This is a genomic window from Pseudomonas lopnurensis, from assembly GCF_015070855.1.
Taxonomy (GTDB): Bacteria; Pseudomonadota; Gammaproteobacteria; order Pseudomonadales; family Pseudomonadaceae; genus Stutzerimonas; species Stutzerimonas lopnurensis.
Genome location: NZ_JADDIX010000066.1, coordinates 48,982 through 73,253, shown reverse-complemented (window position 1 = coordinate 73,253; position 24,272 = coordinate 48,982). Strand labels below are relative to the sequence as shown.

The 24,272-nt window shown below is 64.9% G+C and carries 20 protein-coding genes and 1 pseudogene; 17 read left to right on the top strand and 4 right to left on the bottom strand.

The genetic code is table 11. The features are described 5' to 3' along the window. Positions 1-165: 165 nt before the first annotated feature. Together IN820_RS12930 and IN820_RS12925 are read right to left on the bottom strand one after the other, a co-directional pair. Complete coding sequence (locus IN820_RS12930) at positions 166-1,821, bottom strand: cation acetate symporter (RefSeq protein ID WP_011912604.1); 1,656 nt, start codon at positions 1,819-1,821, stop codon at positions 166-168. Beyond that, complete coding sequence (locus IN820_RS12925) at positions 1,821-2,135, bottom strand: DUF485 domain-containing protein (protein WP_193681352.1); 315 nt, start codon at positions 2,133-2,135, stop codon at positions 1,821-1,823. Before IN820_RS12925 ends, IN820_RS12930 begins: the two co-directional genes overlap by 1 nt. Before the next feature lie 279 nt (positions 2,136-2,414). On the opposite strand from IN820_RS12925, the pseudogene IN820_RS22975 reads away from it, so the two are divergent. The 4 genes and pseudogenes from IN820_RS22975 to IN820_RS12905 all read left to right on the top strand — a co-directional run bounded on the left by IN820_RS22975 (position 2,415) and on the right by IN820_RS12905 (position 5,955). Then, positions 2,415-2,638, top strand: a pseudogene (locus tag IN820_RS22975) (DUF2061 domain-containing protein). Between the two features lie 183 nt (positions 2,639-2,821). Continuing rightward, a complete protein-coding gene (locus tag IN820_RS12915; RefSeq protein ID WP_193681351.1) occupies positions 2,822-4,114 on the top strand; it encodes an alpha/beta fold hydrolase family protein in 1,293 nt (430 codons plus the stop codon). 148 nt (positions 4,115-4,262) lie between these two features. Further along, entirely contained in the window at positions 4,263-5,018 is a 756-nt protein-coding gene (locus IN820_RS12910; RefSeq protein ID WP_041755420.1) for an MlaA family lipoprotein, read from the top strand. 94 nt (positions 5,019-5,112) lie between these two features. Continuing rightward, positions 5,113-5,955, top strand: a complete 843-nt coding sequence (locus tag IN820_RS12905; protein ID WP_193681350.1) for a pirin family protein — start codon at positions 5,113-5,115, stop codon at positions 5,953-5,955. A 75-nt stretch (positions 5,956-6,030) separates the two neighbouring features. On the opposite strand, the gene IN820_RS12900 is transcribed toward IN820_RS12905, so the two are convergent. Beyond that, positions 6,031-6,978, bottom strand: coding sequence for a lipid A biosynthesis lauroyl acyltransferase (locus IN820_RS12900; protein ID WP_041755419.1), 948 nt, complete (start codon positions 6,976-6,978; stop codon positions 6,031-6,033). Positions 6,979-7,135: 157 nt separating this feature from the next. Here IN820_RS12900 and minC point away from each other — a divergent pair, with 157 nt between their 5' ends. The 11 genes from minC to IN820_RS12845 all read left to right on the top strand — a co-directional run bounded on the left by minC (position 7,136) and on the right by IN820_RS12845 (position 18,600). Next, positions 7,136-7,861: a septum site-determining protein MinC gene (gene minC / locus IN820_RS12895; protein ID WP_193681349.1), complete on the top strand. Its 726-nt coding sequence runs from the start codon at positions 7,136-7,138 to the stop codon at positions 7,859-7,861. Positions 7,862-7,958: 97 nt separating this feature from the next. Beyond that, on the top strand, positions 7,959-8,774 hold the full coding sequence (gene minD, locus IN820_RS12890) for a septum site-determining protein MinD (protein ID WP_041755418.1): 816 nt from the start codon (positions 7,959-7,961) through the stop codon (positions 8,772-8,774). Beyond that, positions 8,771-9,028, top strand: a complete 258-nt coding sequence (gene minE / locus IN820_RS12885) for a cell division topological specificity factor MinE (protein WP_011912595.1) — start codon at positions 8,771-8,773, stop codon at positions 9,026-9,028. Before minD ends, minE begins: the two co-directional genes overlap by 4 nt. 203 nt (positions 9,029-9,231) lie before the next feature. Beyond that, positions 9,232-9,867 (top strand): RluA family pseudouridine synthase, encoded by a 636-nt coding sequence (locus IN820_RS12880; protein WP_193681348.1) that lies wholly within the window; start codon positions 9,232-9,234, stop codon positions 9,865-9,867. A gap of 148 nt (positions 9,868-10,015) precedes the next feature. Beyond that, positions 10,016-11,305, top strand: coding sequence for a M18 family aminopeptidase (locus IN820_RS12875; protein WP_020307338.1), 1,290 nt, complete (start codon positions 10,016-10,018; stop codon positions 11,303-11,305). After that, positions 11,305-12,741 carry a DUF3375 domain-containing protein gene (locus IN820_RS12870; RefSeq protein WP_049324987.1) on the top strand — a complete coding sequence of 479 codons (1,437 nt, stop codon included), beginning with the start codon at positions 11,305-11,307 and terminating at the stop codon, positions 12,739-12,741. The genes IN820_RS12875 and IN820_RS12870 overlap by 1 nt, the downstream gene beginning before the upstream one ends. Before the next feature lie 4 nt (positions 12,742-12,745). Beyond that, positions 12,746-13,336 carry a DUF4194 domain-containing protein gene (locus tag IN820_RS12865; RefSeq protein ID WP_011912591.1) on the top strand — a complete coding sequence of 197 codons (591 nt, stop codon included), beginning with the start codon at positions 12,746-12,748 and terminating at the stop codon, positions 13,334-13,336. Beyond that, positions 13,333-16,716: an ATP-binding protein gene (locus IN820_RS12860; RefSeq protein ID WP_193681347.1), complete on the top strand. Its 3,384-nt coding sequence runs from the start codon at positions 13,333-13,335 to the stop codon at positions 16,714-16,716. The genes IN820_RS12865 and IN820_RS12860 overlap by 4 nt, the downstream gene beginning before the upstream one ends. 42 nt (positions 16,717-16,758) lie before the next feature. Continuing rightward, on the top strand, positions 16,759-17,049 hold the full coding sequence (locus IN820_RS12855; RefSeq protein WP_011912589.1) for a nucleotidyltransferase family protein: 291 nt from the start codon (positions 16,759-16,761) through the stop codon (positions 17,047-17,049). After that, complete coding sequence (locus IN820_RS12850) at positions 17,042-17,395, top strand: HepT-like ribonuclease domain-containing protein (protein ID WP_020307337.1); 354 nt, start codon at positions 17,042-17,044, stop codon at positions 17,393-17,395. The genes IN820_RS12855 and IN820_RS12850 overlap by 8 nt, the downstream gene beginning before the upstream one ends. Before the next feature lie 20 nt (positions 17,396-17,415). Beyond that, entirely contained in the window at positions 17,416-18,600 is a 1,185-nt protein-coding gene (locus IN820_RS12845) for a DUF3322 domain-containing protein (RefSeq protein WP_193681346.1), read from the top strand. A 55-nt stretch (positions 18,601-18,655) separates the two neighbouring features. On the opposite strand, the gene IN820_RS12840 is transcribed toward IN820_RS12845, so the two are convergent. After that, a complete protein-coding gene (locus IN820_RS12840) occupies positions 18,656-19,618 on the bottom strand; it encodes an NAD(P)H-quinone oxidoreductase (protein ID WP_193681345.1) in 963 nt (320 codons plus the stop codon). A gap of 168 nt (positions 19,619-19,786) precedes the next feature. Between IN820_RS12840 and IN820_RS12835 the strand changes: the two genes are divergently transcribed. Together IN820_RS12835 and IN820_RS12830 are read left to right on the top strand one after the other, a co-directional pair. Then, positions 19,787-21,871 (top strand): carboxy terminal-processing peptidase, encoded by a 2,085-nt coding sequence (locus IN820_RS12835; RefSeq protein WP_020307335.1) that lies wholly within the window; start codon positions 19,787-19,789, stop codon positions 21,869-21,871. Positions 21,872-22,282: 411 nt separating this feature from the next. Further along, positions 22,283-24,079: a bifunctional diguanylate cyclase/phosphodiesterase gene (locus IN820_RS12830; protein WP_193681344.1), complete on the top strand. Its 1,797-nt coding sequence runs from the start codon at positions 22,283-22,285 to the stop codon at positions 24,077-24,079. Positions 24,080-24,272: the final 193 nt, after the last annotated feature.

Here is a 24,272-nt window from a genome sequence, read left to right as displayed (position 1 = left end):
CAGCGAGTCTAACGAAGGAGCCGGTGGGCAAAGGCATCCATCAGGGTGATGAATGACGAGGGCAAACCCGCGGCCCATGGGGCTGACCGGTGAGTCGAGGCGAGCGGGTATGAGAATAAAAAGGGGCAGCCCGTGGGCTGCCCTTCGGTGTGCCGCGAGCCACCGTCAGTGAGCGACGGCGCCGGTGGCACCCAGGCCGGTCTGCGAGCGGACGAACTGCGCGAAGAAACGCTCGCGCTCTTCCCCCGCACGCTTGGACTTGTCGGTGACCGAGAAGAACCAGATGCCGACGAAGGCCGCGATCATCGAGAACAGCGCCGGATACTTGTAGGGGAAGATCGCCTCGGCGTAGCCGAACACGTCGACCCACACGGTCGGGCTGATGATGGTCAGCAGCAGCGCGGTGAACAGCCCCAGCGAGCCGCCGAACAGCGCGCCACGGGTGCTCAGGCCTTTCCAGTACATGGAAAGGAAGAGCACCGGGAAGTTGCAGCTGGCCGCGATGGAGAACGCCAGGCCCACCATGAACGCGATATTCTGCTTCTCGAAGATGATCCCGAGCAGGATCGCCACCACGCCCAGGGTCAGCGTCGTCAGCTTGGTCACGCGCATCTCGTCCTCTTCCTTGGCCTTGCCCTGCTTGATGACGCAGGCGTACAGGTCATGGGAGACCGCGGAGGCACCGGCCAGGGTCAGACCCGCCACGACGGCGAGAATGGTGGCGAACGCTACAGCGGAGATGAAGCCGAGGAACAGGTTGCCGCCCACCGCGCTGGCCAGGTGGATGGCGACCATGTTGGTGCCGCCGACGATGGCGCCGGTCACGTCCTTGAAGTCCGGGTTGGTGCTGACCAGCAGGATCGCGCCGAAGCCGATGATGAAGGTCAGGATGTAGAAGTAGCCGATGAACCCGGTGGCGTAGAACACGCTCTTGCGCGCTTCCTTGGCGTCGGACACGGTGAAGAAGCGCATCAGGATGTGCGGCAGGCCGGCGGTACCGAACATCAGTGCCAGGCCCAGGGAAATCGCGGAGATCGGGTCGGACACCAGGCCGCCGGGGCTCATGATCTGGGCGCCCTTCTCATGGATCTTCACCGCTTCGGCGAACAGGCTGCCGAAGTCGAAGCCGACGCTCTTCATCACCATGATGGCCATGAAGCTCGCACCGGAGAGCAGCAGCACCGCCTTGATGATCTGCACCCAGGTGGTCGCCAGCATGCCGCCGAACAGCACGTACATGACCATCAGCACGCCGACCAGCACCACGGCGACGTAGTAGTCCAGGCCGAACAGCAGCTGGATCAGCTTGCCGGCGCCGACCATCTGCGCGATCAGGTAGAAGGCCACCACGATCAGCGAACCGAAAGCCGAGAGCAGGCGGATCTGCGTCTGGCCCAGACGGTAGGACGCCACGTCGGAGAAGGTGAACTTGCCCAGGTTGCGCAGGCGCTCGGCCATCAGGAACAGGATGATCGGCCAACCGACGAGGAAGCCGATGGAGTAGATCAGGCCGTCATAGCCGCTGGTGTAGACCAGCGCGGAAATACCCAGGAAGGATGCCGCGGACATGAAGTCACCGGCGATCGCCAACCCGTTCTGAAAGCCGGTGATGCTGCCGCCGGCGGTGTAGTAGTCGGATGTGGAGGTGTTGCGCTTGGCCGCCCACTTGGTGATGCCCATGGTGAAGGCGATGAACACCACGAACATGGCGATGGCGGTGTAATTGGTTGCCTGTTTCTGTACTTCGCCGGTAATCGCATCGGCAAACAGTGCCGGCGAGACTGCCAACGCGGCGGCAGCCATCAGAAGACGCGCGATCATTATTTCTGAGCCTCGTCGAGGATTTCCTGGTTGATGCGATCGAACTCGCCGTTGGCGCGCTGTACATAGACGCCGGTCAGGATGAAGGCCATGAAGATCACACCGACGCCCACCGGGATGCCCCAGGTGGTGACGCTGCCTGCCGAAACAGGAATGCCGAGGATGTGTGGCTCGAAAGCGATCAGCAAGATAAAGGCAAGGTAAGCCCCAAGCATGACGGCAGACAGCAGCCAGGCGAAACGCCCGCGCTTGGCCACCAGCTCCTGGAAACGCGGATTGGCATAGATCTGCCGGTAAACATTGTCATTGTGCATTGGAATCTGTCTCCACGGTCGCTAACCCCCTGATGGGGCAGGCCGGCTACTTTAGGCTCGGGCAAGGCGAACACCACCCGACTTTGGTCTGAATGCGACCTGCGGAGATGCCCGTGGTAGAGCCGTCGAACCGCGCAGCATGGCGCCTTGAAACAATTCCAAACACAAATAGTGTGGCACTATGTCGCAGATGGAAATCGTTGATTTCCGACATTGGCACCCCTGGAGCAGACCGCGCGAAGCATGAGAACAATCTCGATCGGCACGACGAGGCGTGCGATGCTCAAGCCCGTGACGGTTCACCCTGATGCACTTCTGCATCGCTTTCTCGGTGACCTACGCGCTGACCGGCAGCGTCGTGATCGGAGGATTGGTGGCGGTGGTGGAGCCGCTGTGCAACTCCGTCGGTTCTCACGTGCATGAAAGGATCTGGCAGCGTTTCGAGCGCGCCCCGGCGCACGAGCGAAATTCCCGCCCGCGCCTGCCTGCATCACCAGGCGTAACCGCCGGTTGGCGAGCAAACGTACGCGGTTTCGCCAGGCGCGGGGATCGAAATCGACGGGATGCTGCCATAGTGATGTTGGCTTGCACTTGGGGCCAATGCAGGTCTGATTGGGAAAGAGGCCGCGAGACGCTCGCCGGCACCATGCCACGGGCCACGCTGGGCTCGTTTATGGAGAAGCATCATGCCGTTGTTGTTGCGCCTGACTGCCCTGCTCGCGCTGGTCGTCGCGCCGGCTCACGCCGCAGACCTGAGCGCCGCCGAATACGGCTTCCCGCTGGGCAATCCTTTCGAAGCCACCATCGCCACCACGCCGCCCGGCCTGCGCATGCAGGTCCCGAGCGACGAGGATATCGACCAGGCCGACTACAGCCTGCGCCTGCGTCCGGAACGGGAATTCGGCCTTCCCGACAGCTTCTGGGCGGTCAAGCGGCTGCGCTATCGCCTGGCGCGCCAGAGCGGCCCGGCACCGCTGATCTTCATCATTTCCGGCACCGGCGGGCATTATTCCAACGGCAAGACGGAGTCGCTGAAACGGCTGTTCTACGGTGCCGGCTACCACGTCGTGCAGCTCTCCTCGCCCACCAGCTACGACTTCATATCCGCCGCCTCGCGCTATGCCACGCCCGGCCTCAGCAGCGACGATGCGCAAGACCTGTACCGGGTCATGCAGGCCGTACGCGCCCAGCACCCCAGGCTGCCGGTCACCGAGTTCCACCTCACCGGTTACAGCCTCGGCGCGCTGAATGCCGCCTTCGTCAGCCAGCTGGATGAGACGCGTCGCAGCTTCAATTTCAAGAAGGTGTTGCTGATCAATCCGCCGGTGAATCTCTACACTTCGATCAGCAACCTGGACAAACTGGTGCAGACCCGCGTCGAGGGCATCGACGACAACACCACGTTCTACGAGGTGGTGCTGGAAAAACTCACCCGCTACTACCGGCAGCGGGGCCATATCGATCTCGACGAGGCGATGCTCTACGACTTCCAGCAGTCACCGCTGAAGCTCAGCGACGAGCAGATGGCCATGCTGATCGGCTCGGTGTTCCGCTTCTCCGTCGCCGACATCACGTTCACCTCCGACCTGATCAACCGGCGCGGCCTGATCGTTCCCCAGGACTACCCGATCAACGAAGGCACTCGCCTGGAGCCGTTCTTCAAGCGCGCCCTGCTGTGCAACTTCGACTGCTACATCACCGAACAGCTGATCCCCATGTGGCGCGCGCAATACGACGGCGGCAGCCTGGCGCAACTGGTGCAGCAGGTCAGCCTCTACGCACTCGAGGACTATCTGCGGCAAAGTCCAAAGATCGCGGTGATGCACAACGCCGACGACGTCATCCTCGGCCCTGGCGATATCGGCTTCCTGCGCCGCACCCTGGGCGAGCGCCTGACGCTTTACCCGCGCGGCGGCCACTGCGGCAATCTCGAATACCGCGTCAACGCCGAGCACATGCTGGAGTTCTTCCGTGGCTGACAGACTGGTGAAAAACGTAGGCGAGGCAGGCAAGACAAGGCAAAAACAGCCGAAAAAACGGAGTTTATGCGCTGTAAATGAGCATTTTGAGGCTTTTTTTAACGCAGTATTGCCAATGCAGATAGTTTTTCAACGCTCTGCTAGATGGATGCTGCTACCCCTGCTGCTGGCCACCTCCATGGCCCAGGCACAAACGCCCTTCGTCGACGAAGACGGCTTCACCCATCCGTTGCGCAACCTGCAGTTCAACCCGGGCCTCGACCAACGCGAGTTCGAACGCGCCACCTTCCAGGCGCTGGACGTCTACGACCCCTTCGAATCGTTCAACCGGCGCATGTACCACTTCAACTACCGGCTCGACCAGTGGGTGATGCTGCCGGCGGTGCGCGGCTACGTTTACGTCACACCGCGGGTGGTGCGCACGGGCGTCAGCAACTTTTTCAGCAACCTGGGCGAGATCCCGACCCTGGTCAACAGCACCCTGCAACTCAAGGGCAAGCGGGCGATGAATGCCACGGCGCGGTTGCTGTTCAACAGCATCATCGGCGTCGGCGGCCTGTGGGATCCGGCCACCCGCATGGGCCTGCCCCGCCAGCCGGAGGACTTCGGACAGACCCTGGGCTACTGGGGCGTACCCGAGGGACCTTATCTGATCCTGCCCGCCCTCGGCCCGTCCACCCTGCGCGATACGCTGGGGCTGGCAGGCGACTTCGCCGTCGAACGGCAGGTCGACTACCTCGAATACGCCCAGGCCAGCGGCGGCGAACTCGGCCTGACCGCGCTGCGCCTGGTGGACATTCGCTATACCACCAATTTCCGCTATGGCCAGCTCAACTCACCGTTCGAGTACGAGAAGGTACGCTATGTCTACAGCCGCGCGCGTGAACTGCAGATCGGCGAATAATCGACCAATTCGATTTATTTGAGAAATATTCCGCGACCACCGATCGATCAGCCCGTTCTACTCTGCGCCAAACACCCCACAGAGGAAGACGACCATGTCCCTGCGCGAAATCATCTCCATCACCCGCGGCCGCCCCACCTCCGATGGTGCCGGGGTGAGCCTGACCCGCGTGTTCGGCGGGGCCGGCGTCGAATGCTTCGACCCGTTCCTGATGCTCGACGAGTTCGGCTCGAACGACCCGGACGAGTACATCGCCGGCTTTCCGCCGCATCCGCACCGCGGCTTCGAAACCATCACCTACATGCTCGAAGGGCGCATGCGCCACGAGGATCACATGGGCCATGTCGGCCTGTTGGAAAGCGGCGGCGTGCAATGGATGACCGCGGCCCGCGGCGTCATCCACAGCGAGATGCCGCAGCAGGAACAGGGCACCATGCGCGGCTTCCAGCTCTGGCTCAACCTGCCCGCCCACGCCAAGCTCGGCGAGCCCGGCTACCGCGACTTCGCACCGGCCGAAATACCACGGGCGAGCCTGCCGGGCGGCATCGAGGCCAAGGTCATCGCCGGAAAGCTGCAGGTCGGCGAGATCGAGCAGGCCGGCGTCGTGCAACGCCCGGATACCGAGCCCTGCCTGATCGACCTGCAATTGCCACCCGGCAGCCAGCTGGCGCCGACCATTCCCGATGGGCACCGGTTGCTGCTGTACGTGTTCGAGGGCGAATTGCAGGTAGGCGGACAGAGCGTGGGCAAGGGCCAACTGGTGCGGTTGTCCGATCAGGGCGAGCTGCAGCTGAACAGCCGGCTCGGCGCGCGGCTCATGCTGCTGGCGGGCAAACCGCTGGGTGAACCGATCGTGCAGTACGGACCGTTCGTGATGAACAGCCGGGAGCAGATCGAGCAGGCCCTGCGGGATTTTCGCGATGGGACGCTGGCTTGAGCCGAAGGAGTTCATCCGGGTGGGCTTCAGCCCACCAGAGACGCCGCGTTCCGCCATGGTGGGCCGAAGCCCACCCTACGCCCCCAAGCGCCGCCTTTTCTTCTTGTAGAGGCCGGGCTCACCCGTCGGCCGCGTCTTGAAGCGCCGGTGCGCCCACAGGTACTGCTCGGGCAATGCACTGACCGCCTGTTCGACCCACTGGTTGATCCGCAGGCAATCGGCCTCCTCGCTCTCACCGGGAAAACCCTCCAGCGGCGGGTGGATCACCAGCCGGTATCCCGAGCCATCCGCCAGCCGCTCCTGGGTGAAGGGCATCACCCGCGCCCTGCCCAGCCGGGCGAATTTGCTGGTGGCGGTGACGGTCGCCGCCTGGATGCCGAACAGCGGCACGAACAGGCTCTGCTTGCGGCCATAGTCCTGATCCGGCGCATACCAGATGGCGCGGCCTGCGCGCAGTACCTTGAGCATGGCGCGCACGTCCTCGCGCTCGATGGCCGTCGCGTCGCGGTTATGCCGCTCGCGCCCGCGGCGCTGGACGAAATCGAATACCGGGTTCTTGTGCTCGCGGTACATGCCGTCGATGGTATGGCGCTGGCCAAGCAGCGCGGCGCCGATTTCCAGCGTGGTGAAATGCAGGGCCATCAGGATCACCCCCTGCCCCTCGGCCTGGGCCCGCTGCAGGTGCTCCAGCCCCTCGATCCGAGCCAGGCGCTGCAGACGCGCCTGCGGCCACCACCAGCTCATGGCCATCTCGAAGAAGGCGATGCCGGTGGACGCGAAGTTCTCGCGCAGCAGCCGCTCGCGCTGCTCGCCGCTGACCTCGGGAAAACACAGTTCCAGATTGCGCCGCGCGATCGAGCGGCGCGAACCGGCCACCCGGTACATCAGAGCACCCAGGACACGCCCCATGCGCAGCAGCAGCGGATAGGGCAATTGGATCAGCAGCCAGAGCAGCCCCAGCCCCAGCCAGAGCGGCCAGAAGCGCGGATGCAGAAAGTACGCACGAAACTGAGGACGATCCATGAATAGCTCGAAACGGGATAAAGCCACGCATTCTAGCGAGAAACACGGCCGATGACCGAACCTCAGGACACCGGTGATCGTCTCGCGCATCGCCCGCGGTTGCAGGCGGCGGCGTGCCCCGCTATAAGTCCTCGCCATTTACCGCAGCAGGCAGACCATGAGCCAAGCCGACCTTCCCGAACCCGCCCCTGCCTTCCAGCTCAAGGGCAGCATGCTCGCCATCACCGTGCTGGAACTGGCGCACAACGACATCGAGCGTCTCGACGAGCAACTCGCCGCCAAGGTCGAGCAGGCGCCGGACTTCTTCAACAACACACCGCTGGTACTGGCGCTGGACAAGCTGCCGGAAGCGTCCCGCGAGATCGATATCCAGGCGCTGGTCGCCCTGTGTCGCAAGCACCGGCTGCGCACCCTCGCCCTGCGCGCCAGCGACGCCGCCCATCTCGAGGCGGCCGCCGCGCTGGATCTGCCGGTACTGCCGCCCTCCGGCGCTCGCGAGCGCAAGGTCGACCCGGGCTCGAAACCCCCGGCCAAACCGGCCGAGCCGACCTATCGCCCGACGCGCGTGGTCAGCACGCCGATCCGCGGTGGCCAGCAGGTCTATGCGCAGGGCGGCGATCTGGTCGTCCTGGCCCCGGTAAGCCCCGGCGCGGAACTTCTCGCCGATGGCAACATCCATGTGTACGGTCCGCTTCGCGGGCGCGCCCTGGCGGGCATCAAGGGCGACACGACGGCGCGGATTTTCTGTCGGCAGCTCGCCGCGGAAATGGTTTCCATCGCCGGCCAATACAAGGTCGCCGAGGACCTGCGACGCGATCCGCTATGGGCTGAAGCGGTACAGGTCAGCCTCTCTGGCGATGTGTTGAACATCACCCGCCTTTAACGGATACTTCCGCGAATTTTCAAGGACCAAACGGGCAATCCTGCCGCCTAGATCGGCGCAAAATCCCGATTTTCTTTATTTTTTAGGGTGAATCACCTTGGCCAAGATCCTCGTAGTCACTTCCGGCAAGGGTGGCGTCGGTAAAACCACCACCAGCGCCGCCATCGGTACCGGCCTCGCCCTGCGCGGCCACAAGACCGTCATCGTCGATTTCGACGTCGGCCTGCGCAATCTCGACCTGATCATGGGATGCGAGCGCCGTGTGGTTTACGACTTCGTCAACGTGATCAACGGCGACGCCACGCTGACCCAGGCCCTGATCAAGGACAAGCGCCTGGAGAATCTTTACGTGCTGGCGGCCAGCCAGACCCGCGACAAGGACGCCCTGACTCAGGAAGGCGTCGGCAAGGTCATCGACGAACTCGCCAAGAATTTCGAGTACGTGATCTGCGACTCGCCGGCCGGCATCGAGAAAGGCGCGCACCTGGCGATGTACTTCGCCGACGAAGCCATCGTCGTGACCAACCCGGAAGTCTCCTCGGTACGCGACTCCGACCGCATGCTCGGCCTGCTGGCGAGCAAGTCGCGCCGCGCCGAAAACGGCGAGGAGCCGATCAAGGAACACCTGCTGCTGACCCGCTACAACCCCGAGCGCGTCACCAAGGGCGAAATGCTCGGTGTCGAGGATGTCGAGGAAATCCTCTCCATCCGCCTGCTCGGCGTCATCCCCGAGTCGCAGGCCGTGCTCAAGGCCTCCAACCAGGGCATCCCGGTGATCCTCGACGACCAGAGCGATGCCGGCCAGGCCTACAGCGATGCGGTCGACCGCCTGCTCGGCAAGGAAGTGGTGCACCGCTTCCTCGACTTCAAGAAGCCGGGCTTCCTGCAACGACTGTTTGGAGGCCGCGAATGAATCTTCTCGATTTCTTTCGTGAACGCAAGAAGAAGGAAACCCCGGCCGCGATCGCGAAGGAGCGTCTGCAGATCATCGTCGCTCACGAGCGCGGCCAACGCAGCGAGCCGGACTACCTGCCGGCCCTGCAGAAAGAGCTGGTCGAGGTGATCCGCAAGTACGTCAATATCGACAGCGACCAGGTCCATGTGGCGCTGGAGGACCAGGGCAGCTGCTCGATCCTGGAGCTGAATATAACCCTTCCGGATCGCTGAGAGCCTATCCACGATCTGCTACGCGTCGGCCCTGCTGCGTTAAAAACAGGCTCGGAAATGCTCATTTACTTCAGTAAACTCCGCTTCCTCGCCTGTTTTTTGCCTTGCAGGTCTCTAGCTCGCGAGATCGTGAACAGACTCTGAACACCGGCAACAGAAACGGCGGCCCACGGGTCGCCGTCTTCGTTTGTGGAAATGCAACAATGCCCTTGAGCAATATCCAGATCGTCCACCAGGACGCCGCGCTGCTGGTGATCGACAAGCCGACCCTGCTGCTGTCCGTGCCGGGCCGCGCCGAGGACAACCGCGACTGCCTGGTGACCCGCCTGCAGGAAAACGGCTATCCGGAAGCCCGTATCGTCCATCGCCTGGACTGGGAAACCTCGGGCCTGATCGTGCTCGCCCGCGACGCCGACAGCCATCGCGAACTGTCGCGCCAGTTCCATGACCGCGAGACCGAGAAGGCCTACACCGCGCTGTGCTGGGGCCAGCCGGATGCCGACAGCGGCAGCATCGACCTGCCGCTGCGCTACGACCCGCCGACCAAGCCGCGCCACGTCGTTGACCCCGAGCTGGGCAAGCATGCCCTGACCTTCTGGCGCGTCCTCGAACGCTGCGGCGACCATAGCCGCGTCGAACTGACGCCGATCACCGGGCGCTCGCACCAGTTGCGCGTGCACATGCTGTCCACCGGCCATCCGTTGCTCGGCGACCGCCTCTACGCCCACGAGCAGGCGTTGCGGGCGCACGAGCGCCTGTGCCTGCATGCCAGCATGCTGACCCTGACCCATCCGCAGACCGGCGCGCGCCTGCGTTTCGAGAGCCCGGCACCGTTCTGAGGGGAGCTCGGGAGTGCGCCGTCGCCTGGCCTGGTCGAGGTGCGTGGCGCCGAAGCCCGACAGCGCGCCGGGCCCCGCCCCTGATTCCACGCTTATTCACCACCGGTGAATGCTATAGACTTTGTGGCCTTGCCGTCCGGAGCCCCCCATGCGCGATGAACTCAACCAGGGCCTGATCGATTACCTCAAGGCCTCCCCCACCCCCTTCCATGCCACCGCCAGCCTTGCCCAAACCCTGCAGGCCGCTGGCTACAAGGCACTCGACGAGCGCGAGCCCTGGCATACCGAAGCCGGTGGGCGCTACTACGTGACCCGCAACGACTCGGCCATCATCGCCTTTCAACTCGGCGGCAAGCCCCTCGCCGAACACGGCCTGCGGCTGGTCGGCGCTCACACCGACAGCCCCTGCCTGCGCGTCAAGCCGCAGCCGGAACTGCAGCGCCAGGGCTTCTGGCAACTGGGCGTGGAGGTCTACGGTGGCGCCCTGCTGGCGCCGTGGTTCGACCGTGATCTATCCCTGGCCGGGCGCGTCACCTACAGCCGCGACGGGCGCATCGAAAGCCAGCTGATCGATTTCAGGCAGCCGATCGCCAGCATTCCCAACCTCGCGATCCACCTCAACCGGGAAGCCAACCAGGGCTGGGCGATCAACGCCCAGAACGAACTGCCACCGATCCTCGCGCAGATCGCCAGCCAGGAAAGCTCGGACTTCCGCGCCCTGCTCGCCGACCAGCTCGGCCGCGAGCACGGCCTGGTCGCCGATGTGGTGCTGGACTTCGAACTGAGCTTCTACGACACCCAGCCGGCGGCGGTCATCGGCCTCAACGGCGACTTCATCGCCGGCGCCCGGCTGGACAACCTGCTGTCCTGCTTCGCGGGCCTGCAGGCCCTGTTCGACGCCGGCCCGGACGAAACCTGCGTACTGGTCTGCACCGACCACGAAGAAGTCGGCTCGGCCTCGATGTGTGGCGCCGACGGTCCCTTCCTCGAACAGGTGCTGCGTCGCCTGCTGCCCGAAGAGGACGATTTCCAGCGCGCGATCAACCGCTCGCTGCTGATCTCCGCCGACAATGCCCACGCCGTTCACCCGAACTATGCCGACAAGCACGACGGCAACCACGGCCCGAAACTCAATGCCGGCCCGGTGATCAAGGTCAACAGCAACCAGCGCTACGCCACCAGCAGCGAAACCGCAGGCTTCTTCCGCCACCTGTGCCTGGAAAACGAAGTACCGGTGCAGAGCTTCGTCACCCGCAGCGACATGGGCTGCGGCTCGACCATCGGCCCGATCACCGCCAGCCAGCTCGGCGTGCGCACCGTGGACATCGGCCTGCCGACCTTTGCCATGCATTCGATCCGCGAACTCGCCGGCAGCCAGGACCTGGCGCATCTGGTGAAGGTGCTCGGCGCCTTTTATTCGAGCGCCGAGCTGCCCTGATGGACTATGCGCAACTGCTCGCCCTGCGCCAGCGCCATCCGGCCTGGCGACTGTTGCGCGCCGACCATGCACCGCTGATCGCGAGCTTCCTGCAACAGGCCTTCGTCGCGCCCAATCGCCGCAGCCTGGACGCCCGCAGCCTGGCTTCGCTGCTCGAGGACAGGCTCTACAGCCTCAACCAGGAGGCGGACGAACCCCTCTTTCCGCGCAGCGCCAGCGCCTATCTCGACGAATGGGCCGACAACGCCAACGGCTGGCTGCGCAAGTTCTACCCACCGGGCAACGATGAGGCCCATTTCGAGCTGACGCCTGCCAGCGAAAAGGCCATCGAATGGCTGGCCAGTCTGGGCAAGCGCCAGTTCGTCGGTACCGAATCGCGCTTGCTGTCGATCTTCGAGCTGCTGCGACAGATGGTCCAGGGCAGTGAGACCGATCCCCAGGCGCGCATCCTCGAACTGGAAAAGCGCAAGGCGGCGCTGGACGAGGAGATCGCCAGGATTCGAGCCGGCGACGTCGCGCTGATGGACGATACGCGAGTGCGCGAGCGCTTCCTGGAAGTCGACGCCAGCTCGCGCAGCCTGCTGGCCGATTTTCGCCAGGTGGAACAGAACTTCCGCGACCTCGATCGCCAGGTGCGCGAACGCATCGCCACCTGGGGCGGCGGCAAGGGCGAGTTGCTCGCGGAGATTTTCGGCGAGCGCGACGCCATTTCCGATTCCGACCAGGGCCGCAGCTTCCGCGCCTTCTGGGAGTTCCTGATGTCGCCGGCGCGCCAGGAAGAACTGTCCGAGCTGCTGCACAAGGCCTTCGCGCTCGCGCCGGTACAAAGCCTGGAGCCGGACCGGCGCCTGCTGCGCGTGCACTACGACTGGCTGGAAGCCGGCGAGATGGCCCAGCGCACCGTGGCACGGCTGTCCGAGCAGTTGCGCCGCTACCTGGACGACCAGGCCTGGCTGGAGAATCGGCGAATCATGCACCTGCTGCGCGATATCGAAACCCGGGCCCTGGCCGTACGCGAGCAGCCGCCGAACGCCGAACTGCTCGGCATCGATGCGCCCGCGCCGGAACTGACCCTGCCACTCGACCGGCCACTCTATAGCCCGCCCTTGCGGCCGAAGATCGAAACCCTGATCCTCCTCGAAGGCGAGGACGAGAGCGGCGGCGAGGCGCTGTTCAACCAGTTCCACGTCGACAAGGCGCGCCTGCTTGAGCAGATCCGCCAGGCCCTGCGCCAGCGTCCGCGGATCAGCCTCGGCGAGTTGCTGGAGACGTATCCCATGCAACACGGCCTGGCCGAGCTGGTCGCCTACCTGGACCTGGCCGCCAGCGACCGCCACTGCGCCTTCGATGAAAACCAGCCGCAGCTGGTGCAATGGCAGGACGCCAGCGGCACCCTGCGCCGCGCCAGCATTCCCCTGATCGTATTCGGCCAATGACGACATGAGCGACACCACACCCGACAATGCCTTCTCGCTGCTGCTGATCGCCCTGTTCAAGGGCGTGCTCTACCGCGAGGACGATGCCGCGCAGTGGCAGCAACTGCTCGACCGGCAAGCTGCCGCGCGCGATTACCTGGGCGTGATCGGCCTGGAACTGATCCTCGACGAGGCCGAAGGCTACGCCTACCTCGCGCAGCGCGCCGACGAGGACGGCAGTGCCCTGCCGCGGCTGGTTCCGCGGCGCCAGCTCAGCTACCCAGTGAGCCTGTTGCTGGCATTGCTGCGCAAGCGCCTGGCCGAAGCGGATGCCGCTGGCGGCGAACGGCTGATCCTGTCGCGCGAACAGCTCGCCGAGATGCTGCGCCTGTTCCTGCCCGAGGGCAGCAACGAAGCCCGGCTGGTCGATCGCATCGACGCGCACGTCGCCAAGATTGTCGAGCTCGGCTTCCTGCGCAGGCTGCGCGGCCAGGACGAATCGCTGTACGAGGTGCGGCGCATCCTCAAGGCGTTCGTCGATGCGCAATGGCTCAACGAGTTCGACCAGCGCCTCGGCGAATACGCCGGCCAGCACGGCACGGAGGAACAGCCATGAACGCTCCCGACACGCTTTCCCTGCTCGATTTCGCCAGCAGTGACGAGCGCGCCGGTTTCCGCCTGCACGCTATCGAGGTGTACAACTGGGGCACCTTCGACCAGCGGGTCTGGCGCTTTCCCACCCGCGGCGACAATGCGCTGCTGACCGGCGACATCGGCTCCGGCAAATCGACCCTGGTGGACGCCATCACCACCCTGCTGGTGCCCGCGCAGAAGATCGCCTACAACAAGGCCGCCGGCGCCGAGGCCAGGGAACGCACGCTGCGCTCCTACGTGCTGGGTTACTACAAGTCCGAGCGCAGCGAAGCCGGCCTCAGCGCCAAGCCGGTGGCGCTGCGTGACCACAACAGCTATTCGGTGATCCTCGGTCATTTCTACAACGAGGGCTTCGACCAGCACGTCACCCTCGCCCAGGTGTTCTACATCAGCGACAACCGCGGCCAGCCGGAACGCTTCTATGTCGTCGCGGACCGTCCGCTGTCGATCACCGAACACTTCGCCAGCTTCGGCAGCGACCTCAACGCCCTGCGCAAACGCCTGCGCGAGCTGCCCCACGTCGAGCTCGAACCCAGCTTCGCCGCCTACAGCGCCGCCTTCCGCCGCCGCTTCGGCATCGCCGACGACCAGGCGCTGGAGCTGTTCAGCCAGACCGTATCGATGAAATCGGTGGGCAACCTCACCGATTTCGTCCGCGAACACATGCTCGAGGAGTTTCCGCTGGACGAACGCATCCAGGCGCTGATCCACCACTTCGACGATCTCAATCGCGCCCACGAGGCGGTGCTCAAGGCCAAGCGGCAGATCGGCCTGCTGCGACCGATGGTGGACAACTGCCAGCGTTACGCCGAAGCCTCGGAGCAGGCGCAAGGGCTGGTCGCCTGCCGCGAAGCGCTGGCGCCCTGGTTCGCCGGGCTCAAGGCCGAGTTGCTGGACAAGCGCCTGGATAACCTCGCCCAGGACATCGCCCGCCAGCGCGAGCAGCGCCGCGCGCTGCAGGAGCACCAGCGGCAGGGCCAGTCGAAACGCGACGAACTGACCCGCGCCATCGCCCAGAACGGCGGTGACCGCCTGGCGTCGATCAGGCAGGAAGTCGCCCGACTGGAAGCGGACCAGCAGCGCCGCCAGCATGCCGCCGAACGCTATGACCACCTCGCCGGCGCGCTGCAGCTGCCGCAGGCGAACGACGCCGAGCCGTTCCTGGCCAACCGTCAGGCGCTGCCCGGCCTGGTCGAGCAGTGCCAACAACAGCGCGACAGCGCGCAGAACGGCCAGACCGAAGCCGCCGTCGAATTGCGCGACCTGCGCCAGCAGCATCGGCAGCTCGAAACCGAGCTGGAGTCGCTGCGCAGTCGCCGCTCCAATCTGCCGGCGCGGATTCTCGACATCCGTTCGCGCCTCTGCCAGGCGCTGGAGCTGGACGAGGCCGCGCTGCCCTTCGTCGGCGAACTGCTGCAGGTGCGCGAAGACCAGCGCGACTGGGAAGGCGTCGCCGAGCGCCTGCTGCACAACTTCGGCCTGTCGCTGCTGGTGCCCGACGCGCGCTACGCCCAGGTCGCGCAATGGGTCGAACAGACCCACCTGGGCGAGCGGCTGGTCTACTTCCGGGTCCGTGAGCGGCGCCTGCAGACGCCGGCCGAAACGCACCCCGAGTCGCTGCTGCGCAAGCTGCAGATCAAGCCGGACACGCCCTTCTACGACTGGCTGGAGCAGGAGCTGGCGCGACGCTTCGACTATGCCTGCTGCGCCTCGCTGGAACAGTTCCGCCGCGAGGACAAGGCGGTCACCCGCGCCGGCCAGGTGAAGTCCGGCCAGGAGCGCCACGAGAAGGACGATCGCCGCCGGCTGGGCGACCGCACCCAGTACATCCTCGGCTGGAGCAACGAGCAGAAGATCGCCGCCCTGGCCGGGCAGGCCGACGATCTGCAAACGCGCATCCAGCGACAGGCCATGCAACTGGCCGAGCTGCAGCAGCGCCAGCGCGACCTCGATGAACGCCTCGGCCTGCTCAACCAACTATCGGTATTCGACAGCTTCGAGGCGCTGGACTGGCGGCCCCTGCTCACGCAGATCCATGGCCTGGAACAGGAGCGCCGGCAGCTCGAAGCCGAGTCCGACACCCTGCGCACGCTGCAACGGCAGTTGCAGGCGCTGGAAGACGAACTGCGCGAAGGTCGCGACGCGCTCGACGAGAAGAACCGCGAGCTGAGCCGCAGCGAGCAGAAGCACGAAGACGCCCAGGCCCTGACCGACGAGGCGCGCGCGCTGCACACCGCCGCAAGCCCCGAGCAGCAGGCGCGCTTCGTCGAACTCGACAGCCTGCGCGCCGAAGCCCTGGGTGAACACACGCTGACGGTGGAATCCTGCGCCAATCGCGAGCAGGCCATGCGCGGCTGGCTGCAGGGCAGGATCGACAGCGAGAACAAGCGCCTGGACCGCCTGAGCCAGAACATCATCCAGGCCATGAGCGAGTACCGCATCGAGTTCCCGCTGGAAACCCGCGAGGTGGACGCCAGCCTGGCGGCCGCCGAGGATTACCGCGCCATGCTCGACAGCCTCGAGCAGGATGGCCTGCCGCAATTCGAGCAGCGCTTCAAGGCGATGCTCAACGAAAACATCATCAACGAGATCGCCAACTTCCAGAGCCAGCTGCGCCGCGAGGAGCACGACATCCGCGAGCGCATCGAGGAGATCAACCGCTCGCTGCGGGAAATCGACTACAACCCCGGTCGCCTGATCCAGCTGGAAGCGCAGTCCAGCGGCGACGGCGAGATCGCCGAGTTCCGCGCCAGCCTGCGCGCCTGCACCGAAGGCAGCCTCTCCGGCAGCGGCGACGAGCAGTACGCCGAGGGCAAGTTCCTCGAAGTGCGGCGGATCATCGAGCGCTTCCGCGGCCGCGAAGGCCTGAGCGACCAGGACCGCCGCTGGACCCGCAAGGTCTGCGACGTGCGCAACTGGTTCGGCTTCTCCGCCTCCGAACGCTGGCGCGAGGATGGCAGCGAACACGAACACTACAGCGATTCGGGCGGCAAGTCCGGCGGGCAGAAGGAGAAGCTGGCCTACACCGTGCTGGCGGCCAGCCTGGCCTACCGCTTCGGCCTGGAATGGGGCGTGACCCGCTCGCGTTCGTTCCGCTTCGTGGTGATCGACGAAGCCTTCGGCCGTGGTTCCGACGAATCGGCACGCTACGGGCTCGAACTGTTCAAGAAGCTCAACCTGCAGTTGCTGATCGTCACCCCGCTGCAGAAGATCCACATCATCGAGCCCTACGTCGCCAGCGTCGGCTTCGTGCACAACGAGCAGGGCCGCGAATCGAAGCTGCGCTGCCTGAGCATCGAGGAATACCGCGAGCGCAAGGAGCAGCTGGGCGCAACGCAGTGATCCACGCTATGGTCAGCAGACCTACGATGAAGAGGTATTGAAATGAACCGCGATACGGCCCTCGAGGTACTCACCCGCAGCAAGCCGATACTGGCCAGCCGCTTCGGCGTCGCCCGCCTGGCCCTGTTCGGTTCGACAGCCAGGAACCTCGCTCGCGACGACAGCGACGTGGATATCCTCGTGGCTTTCGACGGGCCAGCCACCTCGGAGCGTTATTTCGGCGTTCAGTTCTACCTGGAAGATCGGCTGCAACGTCCCGTCGATCTGGTGACGGAGAAAGCGTTGCGTCCGGAATTGCGGCCCTATATCGAACAGGAAGCGGTCAATGTCTGAACAAACCGGCCGCGAATGGCGCTTCTACATCGATGACATGATCGCCTTCATCGAGAAGGTGGCGAATTATACGGAGGGGCTCGATCAGCACGCCTTCGTTTCCAGCGCGCTGACCTACGATGCGACATTGCGTAACCTCGAACTGATAGGAGAAGCCGCCACTCGTATTCCGAACGAAGTGCGCAATGCCAACACGCAGATTGCCTGGCGACAAATCATCGCCACGCGAAATCGATTGATCCATGGTTACCTCGGCATTGACGACGACACAGTCTGGAGTATCGTTCGGGACGACCTCCCTGCACTCCTGACGCAATTGCGGGCCTTGTCGAACCGTCAGCCCTGACCCATGCGACAAAGAGAAGCATGACCGTCTGGACCACCCCCACCGATCTCAAAACCCAGCTTCAACGCCTCTGGGACCAGGGCACGCTGCTGCGCGCCTCGCTGGCCGATGAGGCGCTTTTCCCCCTGCAGCTGCGCCTGAAGAAGCCCGACAACCAGGCGCTGGCCGAACGTTTCGACGAAGTGCGCCAGTGGATTCGGCTGTTGCAGGCGGGCGAAGGGGCCTATCGGCTGCAATGGAAAGAGATCAATCACCGCCAGCTGGGCCGCAATCAGGTGCCCGATGGCGCCTGGGTCGACAGCCTGGACGCCGCCCTGGCGCTGCTCGGCAGGCGCCGCGAGGCCGAGCGTTTTCGCCAGTTGGCCGAGGCCACCCTGGCGGCGTTTCCCGCGCTGCACGGCTGGCTATGCCGCTATCCCCTGCGTGTACTGGAACAGGGCGAACACTGGCACAAGGTGCTGGCGGTGCTGCACTGGTTCCGCGCCCGTCCCCACAGCGGCCTGTACCTGCGCCAGCTGGACATCCCCGGGGTCGACAGCAAGTTCATCGAGCAGCGGCGCGGCCTGCTCGGCGAGCTGCTGGACCTGGCATTGCCCAGCACCGCCATCGATGCCCAGGCGCGTGGCGCCCGCGCCTTCAGCCGCCGCTACGGGCTGCGCGACAAGCCGCTGCGCATACGCCTGCGAATTCTCGATCCGCGCCTGGCGATCAGCGGCCTCAGCGACCTGGAAATGCCGGTGGAGCAACTGGCCGCACTGCACCTGGAGCACCGGCAGGTATTCGTCACCGAGAACGAGACCAATGCCCTGGCGTTTCCCGCGCAGGCCGGGAGCATCCTGCTGTTCGGCCAGGGCTATGCGCTGGACCGCCTGGGCGACATCCCTTGGCTGCACCGATGCCCGCTGCACTACTGGGGCGACATCGACACCCACGGCTTCGCGATTCTCGATCGCCTGCGTGCGCATTTCCCCCTGGCCCGCTCACTGCTGATGGACCGCGAAACCTTGCTGGAACATCGCCCGCTCTGGGGCGAAGAGCCGCCGGACAAGCGCTGCACGGCCACACTGCGGCGCCTGGACGATGCCGAACTGGCGCTCTTCGAGGACCTGCGCGACGACCGCCTGGGCCAGCGCATCCGGCTGGAGCAGGAGCACATCCGTTTCGGCTGGCTGGAACGGGCGCTGCGCGGGCTGCACAGCTTCTAGGGTCTGTTCCCGTTTCTTCGCGGCTCGCGATAAACGGGAACAGACCCTAAAAGGCTCAGGCGAGACTGTCGTCGATCACCAGCGCCACCTTGCCGGACACCGTGTTGCTCGCCAGCGCGGCGAAAGCGGCCTCGACATCGCCGATGGCGAAGGTCCGCTCCAGCCGTGGCGACAGCTTGCCGCTGGTGAACAGCGGCCAGACCTTCTCCTCCATTTCCGCCAGCAGGTCGGCCTTGTAGTCGGCGTCGCGGCTACGCAGCGTGGAGCCGATCAGCTGGATGCGCTTGGCCAGCAGCCCCGCCAGGTCCAGCTCGGCCTTGCGTCCGCCCATCAGGCCGATCATCACCCAGCGCCCGTCCATGCCCAGCAGCTGCAGGTTGAGCGCCGCGTACTTGGCGCCGACCGGGTCGAGGATCATGTCGAAGGGTGCGAAATCGCGCAGCGCCTCCAGCGATTCGCCGCGCAACACGCCGCCCTGCGCGCCGAGCGACTCGCAATAGGCCAGGCGCTCGGCCGAACCCACGCTGACCCAGCACGGATTGCCGAAGGCCTTGCACAGTTGGATCGCAGCCGAACCCACGCCACTGGCACCGGCGTGCAGCAGCACCTTGTCGCCCGCGAGCAAGGCGCCGAGGCGATAGAGGTTCAGCCAGGCCGTGGCATAGACTTCCGGGATCACCGCGGCCTCGTGCAGCGACAGGCCATCGGGCACCGGCAAGGCATGGCGGGCGTCGACGACCACCTCCTCGGCCATGCCGCCACCGGCCAGCAGCGTGCAGACGCGGTCGCCGACCTTCCAGCGGCTGCGGCCGTTCACCTCACTGACCACGCCGGCGCACTCCAGCCCGAGAATGTCGGTGACCCCGACCGGCGGCGGGTAGTGCCCCGCACGCTGAAGCAGGTCCGCCCGGTTGAGCCCGGCGGCGGCGACCCGTATGCGCACCTCGCCTTCAGCGCACGCCGGAGCCGCTCTGTGCGCCCACTCCAGTTGCCCCTCGATACCTTGCAATGCCTTCATGCTGCCTCCATAGTGAGTTCAATCCGTGCCCGTTCAACCGATCGCTCGCTTTCTCGACCAGCTGTTACCATCGGGCTCATGCTTCCACCGCCGGACGGAAACGGAACCGGCGCCTACCTTAGATGGCCTAATATGCGTTATTCCCTTGCCTCACGTCGCCCCCATGCCATGAAACGCACGCTGACCTGTACCTTTCTCGCCGTGTTCCTCGGCCTCCAGGCCTCCCTCGCGCTGGCCAAAGCCGTCAGCACGCCGGAAAACTGGGATTACCTGCAGCCCGATCGCGAACAGGTGATCGCCAGCCTGAACGTGGTCGAACTGCTCAAGCGTCACCACTACAACAAGCCGCCATTGAACGATGCACGCTCGTCGAAGATCTTCGACAGCTACATCCAGATGCTCGATCCGTCGCGCAGCTATTTCCTGGCGACGGACCTCGAGGAGTTCGGCAAGTGGCGCAACCAGTTCGATGATTTCCTCAAAGGCGGCAACCTCGAGCCTGGCTTCATCATCTACAAACGGCATCTGGAACGCCTGCAGAACCGCCTCAACTACGCGCTGGGCCTGCTGGAAAAGGGCGTCGACAGCTTCGACTTCAGCGTCGACGAAGAGCTGCTGGTCGATCGCGAGAAAGCCGCCTGGGCCAAGAACGCCGCCGAGCTCGACGACCTCTGGCGCAAGCGCGTGAAGGACGAGGTGCTGCGCCTGAAGATCGCCGGCAAGGAACCGAAGGCGATCGAGGAACTGCTGACCAAGCGCTACAAGAACCAGCTGGCACGGCTGAACCAGACCCGCGGCGAGGACGTGTTCCAGACCTACATCAACGCCTTCGCGCAATCCTACGACCCGCACACCCAGTACCTGTCGCCGGACAATGCGGAAAACTTCGACATCAACATGAGCCTGTCGCTGGAAGGCATCGGCGCGGTGCTGCAGAGCGACAACGAGCACGTCAAGATCGTGCGCCTGGTGCCGGCAGGCCCGGCCGAGAAGAGCAAGCAGCTGTCGCCGGCGGACAGGATCATCGGCGTGGCCCAGGCCAACGACGAAATGGTCGACGTCATCGGCTGGCGCCTGGACGAAGTGGTCAAGCTGATCCGCGGGCCGAAAGGCTCGGTGGTGCGCCTGGAGGTGATCCCGGCGAGCAATGCACCCAACGACCAGAACAGCAAGGTGGTCGCCATCACCCGCGAGGCGGTGAAGCTCGAAGAACAGGCGGCGAAGAAGTCGGTGCTGAACCTCGAACACCAGGGGCAGAACTTCAAGCTCGGCGTCATCGAGATCCCGGCCTTCTACCTCGACTTCAAGGCGCTGCGTGCCGGCGACCAGAACTACAAGAGCACCACCCGCGACGTGAAGAAGCTGCTGTCCGAACTGGAAGCGGAAAAGGTCGATGGCGTGGTGATCGACCTGCGCAACAACGGCGGCGGCTCCCTACAGGAGGCCACCGAGCTGACCGGCCTGTTCATCGACCAGGGCCCCACGGTGCTGGTGCGCAACAGCGATGGCCGTGTCGACGTGCTGGCCGACGAGCAGGTCGGCGCCTTCTACAAGGGTCCGCTGGCCGTCCTGGTGAACCGCCTTTCGGCATCCGCCTCGGAGATCTTCGCCGGCGCCATGCAGGACTACCACCGCGGCCTGATCCTCGGCGGCCAGACCTTCGGCAAGGGCACCGTGCAGACCATCCAGCCGCTCAACCACGGTGAACTGAAACTGACCCTGGCCAAGTTCTACCGCGTCTCGGGCCAGAGCACCCAGCATCAGGGCGTGATTCCCGACATTTCCTACCCCGCCGACGTCGACACCAAGGAGATCGGCGAAAGCGCCCTGCCCGAGGCCCTGCCGTGGGACAGCATCCGCGCCGCGATCAACCCGGACATGAACCCGTTCAAACCGTTCCTGGCCGAGCTGAAGGCACGTCACGAAGCCCGTACCGGCGAGAACCCCGACTTCGTCTTCACCCGTGATCGCCTGGCCCTGGCGCAGGAGCTGATGCACGAAACCACGGTGAGCCTCAACGAAGAGAAGCGCCGCGCCCAGCAGGCCGATATCGAGAAACGCCAGCTGGCGCTGCAGAACGCCCTGCGCCAGGCCAAGGGCGAGGAACCGCTGGCCAAGCTGGAGAAGGAAGAGGAAACCACGCCGCACCAGGAAATGGACAAGCCCAAGCCGGAAGACGACGCCTACCTCTCCGAGAGCGGCCGTATCCTGCTCGACTACCTGGGGCTGAGCTCGGCCATGGCCAAGCACTAGGCGGAGCAACAAAAATACTGTGCGACGCGGGCGTAGGGTGCGCTCCGCGCACCACGGGCACGGCGTCCTGAGCGCAGCAGGAATACCGGATTGGCCTTTCGCACCACCCTGTAGGAGCCTGGGGGACGCCGAGTCCTTGCCGGCGATCCGCGGCGACGCGCAGCGCCGATCGCCGGCAAGCCGGCTCCTACAATGAAAGCGGTTCGCTGGGGGATTTGCCCTCGCCGGGGCGTCGAAGCGCGCCACGGTGGCACCCTGCCTGGGATAGCCACCGACAGCGAGGGCAGGTGTCAACTATGACCGGCGCAAATACCGGCAAAACGCCATCCCTGTCATCAAGCTGACATCTGCGAACCGTGAAATGGAAGGGCCACAGCGGTGGCCCTTTTTCATTCACGGCCCGAGAATTCCATGACCGTCACCGAGCAGTTGAGCATGCTGGGGCACATCCTTGCTCAAGGCGACATCACCACCCTGTTCCAACCCATCGTCTCGCTCTCCGAGCGCCGCATCCTCGGTTACGAAGCGCTGAGTCGCGGCCCGTCCAACAGCCCGCTGCATTCGCCGATCAACCTGCTGGCCACCGCGCGGCAGGCCGGACGGCTGAACGAGCTGGAAATGGCGTGCCGGCGCAGCGCCTGCCGCCGCTACAGCCAAGGCGCATTGCGCGGCAAGCTGTTCCTCAACGCCTCCCCCGAGACCTTGCTCGAAGCGGCGCACAAGCCCGGCCGCACCCTGGAGCTGCTGAATGCCTACGGCATCCCGGCCGAGCAGGTGGTCATCGAGCTGACCGAACAGACGCCGACCGATGATTTCGAACTGCTGGACAAGGCCCTGCATCACTACCGCGCGATGGGCTTCGGCATCGCTCTCGACGATCTCGGCGCCGGCTATTCGAGCCTTCGGATGTGGTCGGAACTGCGTCCGGATTACGTGAAGATCGATCGCTACTTCATCGACGGCATCCATCAGGATGCGGTGAAACGCGAGTTCGTCGAGTCGATCCTCAAGATCGCGCGGGCCTCACGCGCGCAGGTCATCGCCGAAGGCATCGAGCTGGCGGAAGAGCTGACGGTACTGTCGGAGATGGGTGTCGACCTGGTCCAGGGCTATCTGCTCGGCCGCCCGCAGGAGCTCCCCGCGCTGGATATCGACGAAGTGCTGCCCTCGGCGGAGGCGCAGCAGAACGGACTCAACGAGGAAACCGGCGATCTTTCCGCCCTGCTCGTATGCCAGCCGGCGATGTCGGCCGAGCGGCCGGTCGCCGAGATGCTGGAAGCCTTTCGCCTGCAGGCCAGCCTGAACTCGATCGCCGTGCTGGATGCCGACGAAAGACCCGTGGGCATCGTGCATCGCAACCTGATCTCCGGCGCCCTGCTCAAGCCCTTCGCCACCGAGCTGCTGGCCCGCAAACCCATCAGCCGCCTGATGAGCAGCGACTTTCTCGCCGTCGAACTCGGCCAGTCGTTGCAGCAGGTCAGCCGGTTGCTCACCAGCCGTGCCCGGCAGCGCATCGAGGAGGATTTCGTCATCACCCTGGCGGGCCGCTATCACGGGCTCGGGCGGGTAATCGACGTGCTCAGGCTGATCACCGAAATGAAGATCCAGCAAGCCCGCCACGCCAATCCGCTGACCCTGCTGCCGGGCAACGTGCCGATCCAGCAATGCCTGACGCGCCTGCTGCAACAAAAGCGCGAAGCGCTGATCTGCTACGTGGACATCGACAACTTCAAACCCTTCAACGACCTCTATGGTTACGCCAAGGGCGATGAGGTCCTGCTGTGCCTGGCGCACTGCCTGAACGAAAGTGTCGATCCGAGCTGCGATTTCGTCGGCCATATCGGCGGCGACGACTTCCTGCTGGTTCTGACCAGCACCGACTGGGAACGGCGCATCGAGCAATTGTTGCAGGAATTCCACAGACGCTGCCGGCTCTTCTACCGCAGCGAGCACCTGGCCGCGGGCTGCTTCATCGCCTCGAGCCGCGAAGGCCATGAGCAACGCTATCCGCTATTGGCCCTGTCGATCGGCGCAGTCAGGCTGCGCGCGCAGAACATCGAACAGTTGGATGCCGGCGGGCTCGCCGCACTGGCCTCCGACGCCAAGCGACAGGCCAAGCAGGAAAGCGGCTCGAGCCTTTATCTCATCGACTCGGCCGATCTGCCGGCAGCGGGCCACAAACCAAGCCTCACGGCCCGTGCCTTGTAGAAGGCTCTGCCCTCGTGACGTGTTGCCGGGTGTTGGACGTGTTTGCCGCGGATGTTGCGTGCAACAGCCCGATGTTCGGGCGATCGCGCCCGGTAGGTTGGCGCTGAGCGCAGCGAGGCCCAACAGGCACGAACGTGTTGGGTTTCGTCGCTACGCGCCCCGCCTCAACCTACGGCTTATCGCCTAGCGCCCT

Excerpts from the sequence above, each read along its gene's own strand:
- IN820_RS12930 (WP_011912604.1), bottom strand. The coding sequence starts at position 1,821 with ATGATCGCGCGTCTTCTGATGGCTGCCGCCGCGTTGGCAGTCTCGCCG.
- IN820_RS12925 (WP_193681352.1), bottom strand. The coding sequence starts at position 2,135 with ATGCACAATGACAATGTTTACCGGCAGATCTATGCCAATCCGCGTTTC.
- IN820_RS12915 (WP_193681351.1), top strand. The coding sequence starts at position 2,822 with ATGCCGTTGTTGTTGCGCCTGACTGCCCTGCTCGCGCTGGTCGTCGCG.
- IN820_RS12910 (WP_041755420.1), top strand. The coding sequence starts at position 4,263 with ATGCTGCTACCCCTGCTGCTGGCCACCTCCATGGCCCAGGCACAAACG.
- IN820_RS12905 (WP_193681350.1), top strand. The coding sequence starts at position 5,113 with ATGTCCCTGCGCGAAATCATCTCCATCACCCGCGGCCGCCCCACCTCC.
- IN820_RS12900 (WP_041755419.1), bottom strand. The coding sequence starts at position 6,978 with ATGGATCGTCCTCAGTTTCGTGCGTACTTTCTGCATCCGCGCTTCTGG.
- minC (WP_193681349.1), top strand. The coding sequence starts at position 7,136 with ATGAGCCAAGCCGACCTTCCCGAACCCGCCCCTGCCTTCCAGCTCAAG.
- minE (WP_011912595.1), top strand. The coding sequence starts at position 8,771 with ATGAATCTTCTCGATTTCTTTCGTGAACGCAAGAAGAAGGAAACCCCG.
- IN820_RS12880 (WP_193681348.1), top strand. The coding sequence starts at position 9,232 with ATGCCCTTGAGCAATATCCAGATCGTCCACCAGGACGCCGCGCTGCTG.
- IN820_RS12875 (WP_020307338.1), top strand. The coding sequence starts at position 10,016 with ATGCGCGATGAACTCAACCAGGGCCTGATCGATTACCTCAAGGCCTCC.
- IN820_RS12870 (WP_049324987.1), top strand. The coding sequence starts at position 11,305 with ATGGACTATGCGCAACTGCTCGCCCTGCGCCAGCGCCATCCGGCCTGG.
- IN820_RS12865 (WP_011912591.1), top strand. The coding sequence starts at position 12,746 with ATGAGCGACACCACACCCGACAATGCCTTCTCGCTGCTGCTGATCGCC.
- IN820_RS12860 (WP_193681347.1), top strand. The coding sequence starts at position 13,333 with ATGAACGCTCCCGACACGCTTTCCCTGCTCGATTTCGCCAGCAGTGAC.
- IN820_RS12855 (WP_011912589.1), top strand. The coding sequence starts at position 16,759 with ATGAACCGCGATACGGCCCTCGAGGTACTCACCCGCAGCAAGCCGATA.
- IN820_RS12850 (WP_020307337.1), top strand. The coding sequence starts at position 17,042 with ATGTCTGAACAAACCGGCCGCGAATGGCGCTTCTACATCGATGACATG.
- IN820_RS12845 (WP_193681346.1), top strand. The coding sequence starts at position 17,416 with ATGACCGTCTGGACCACCCCCACCGATCTCAAAACCCAGCTTCAACGC.
- IN820_RS12840 (WP_193681345.1), bottom strand. The coding sequence starts at position 19,618 with ATGAAGGCATTGCAAGGTATCGAGGGGCAACTGGAGTGGGCGCACAGA.
- IN820_RS12835 (WP_020307335.1), top strand. The coding sequence starts at position 19,787 with ATGAAACGCACGCTGACCTGTACCTTTCTCGCCGTGTTCCTCGGCCTC.
- IN820_RS12830 (WP_193681344.1), top strand. The coding sequence starts at position 22,283 with ATGACCGTCACCGAGCAGTTGAGCATGCTGGGGCACATCCTTGCTCAA.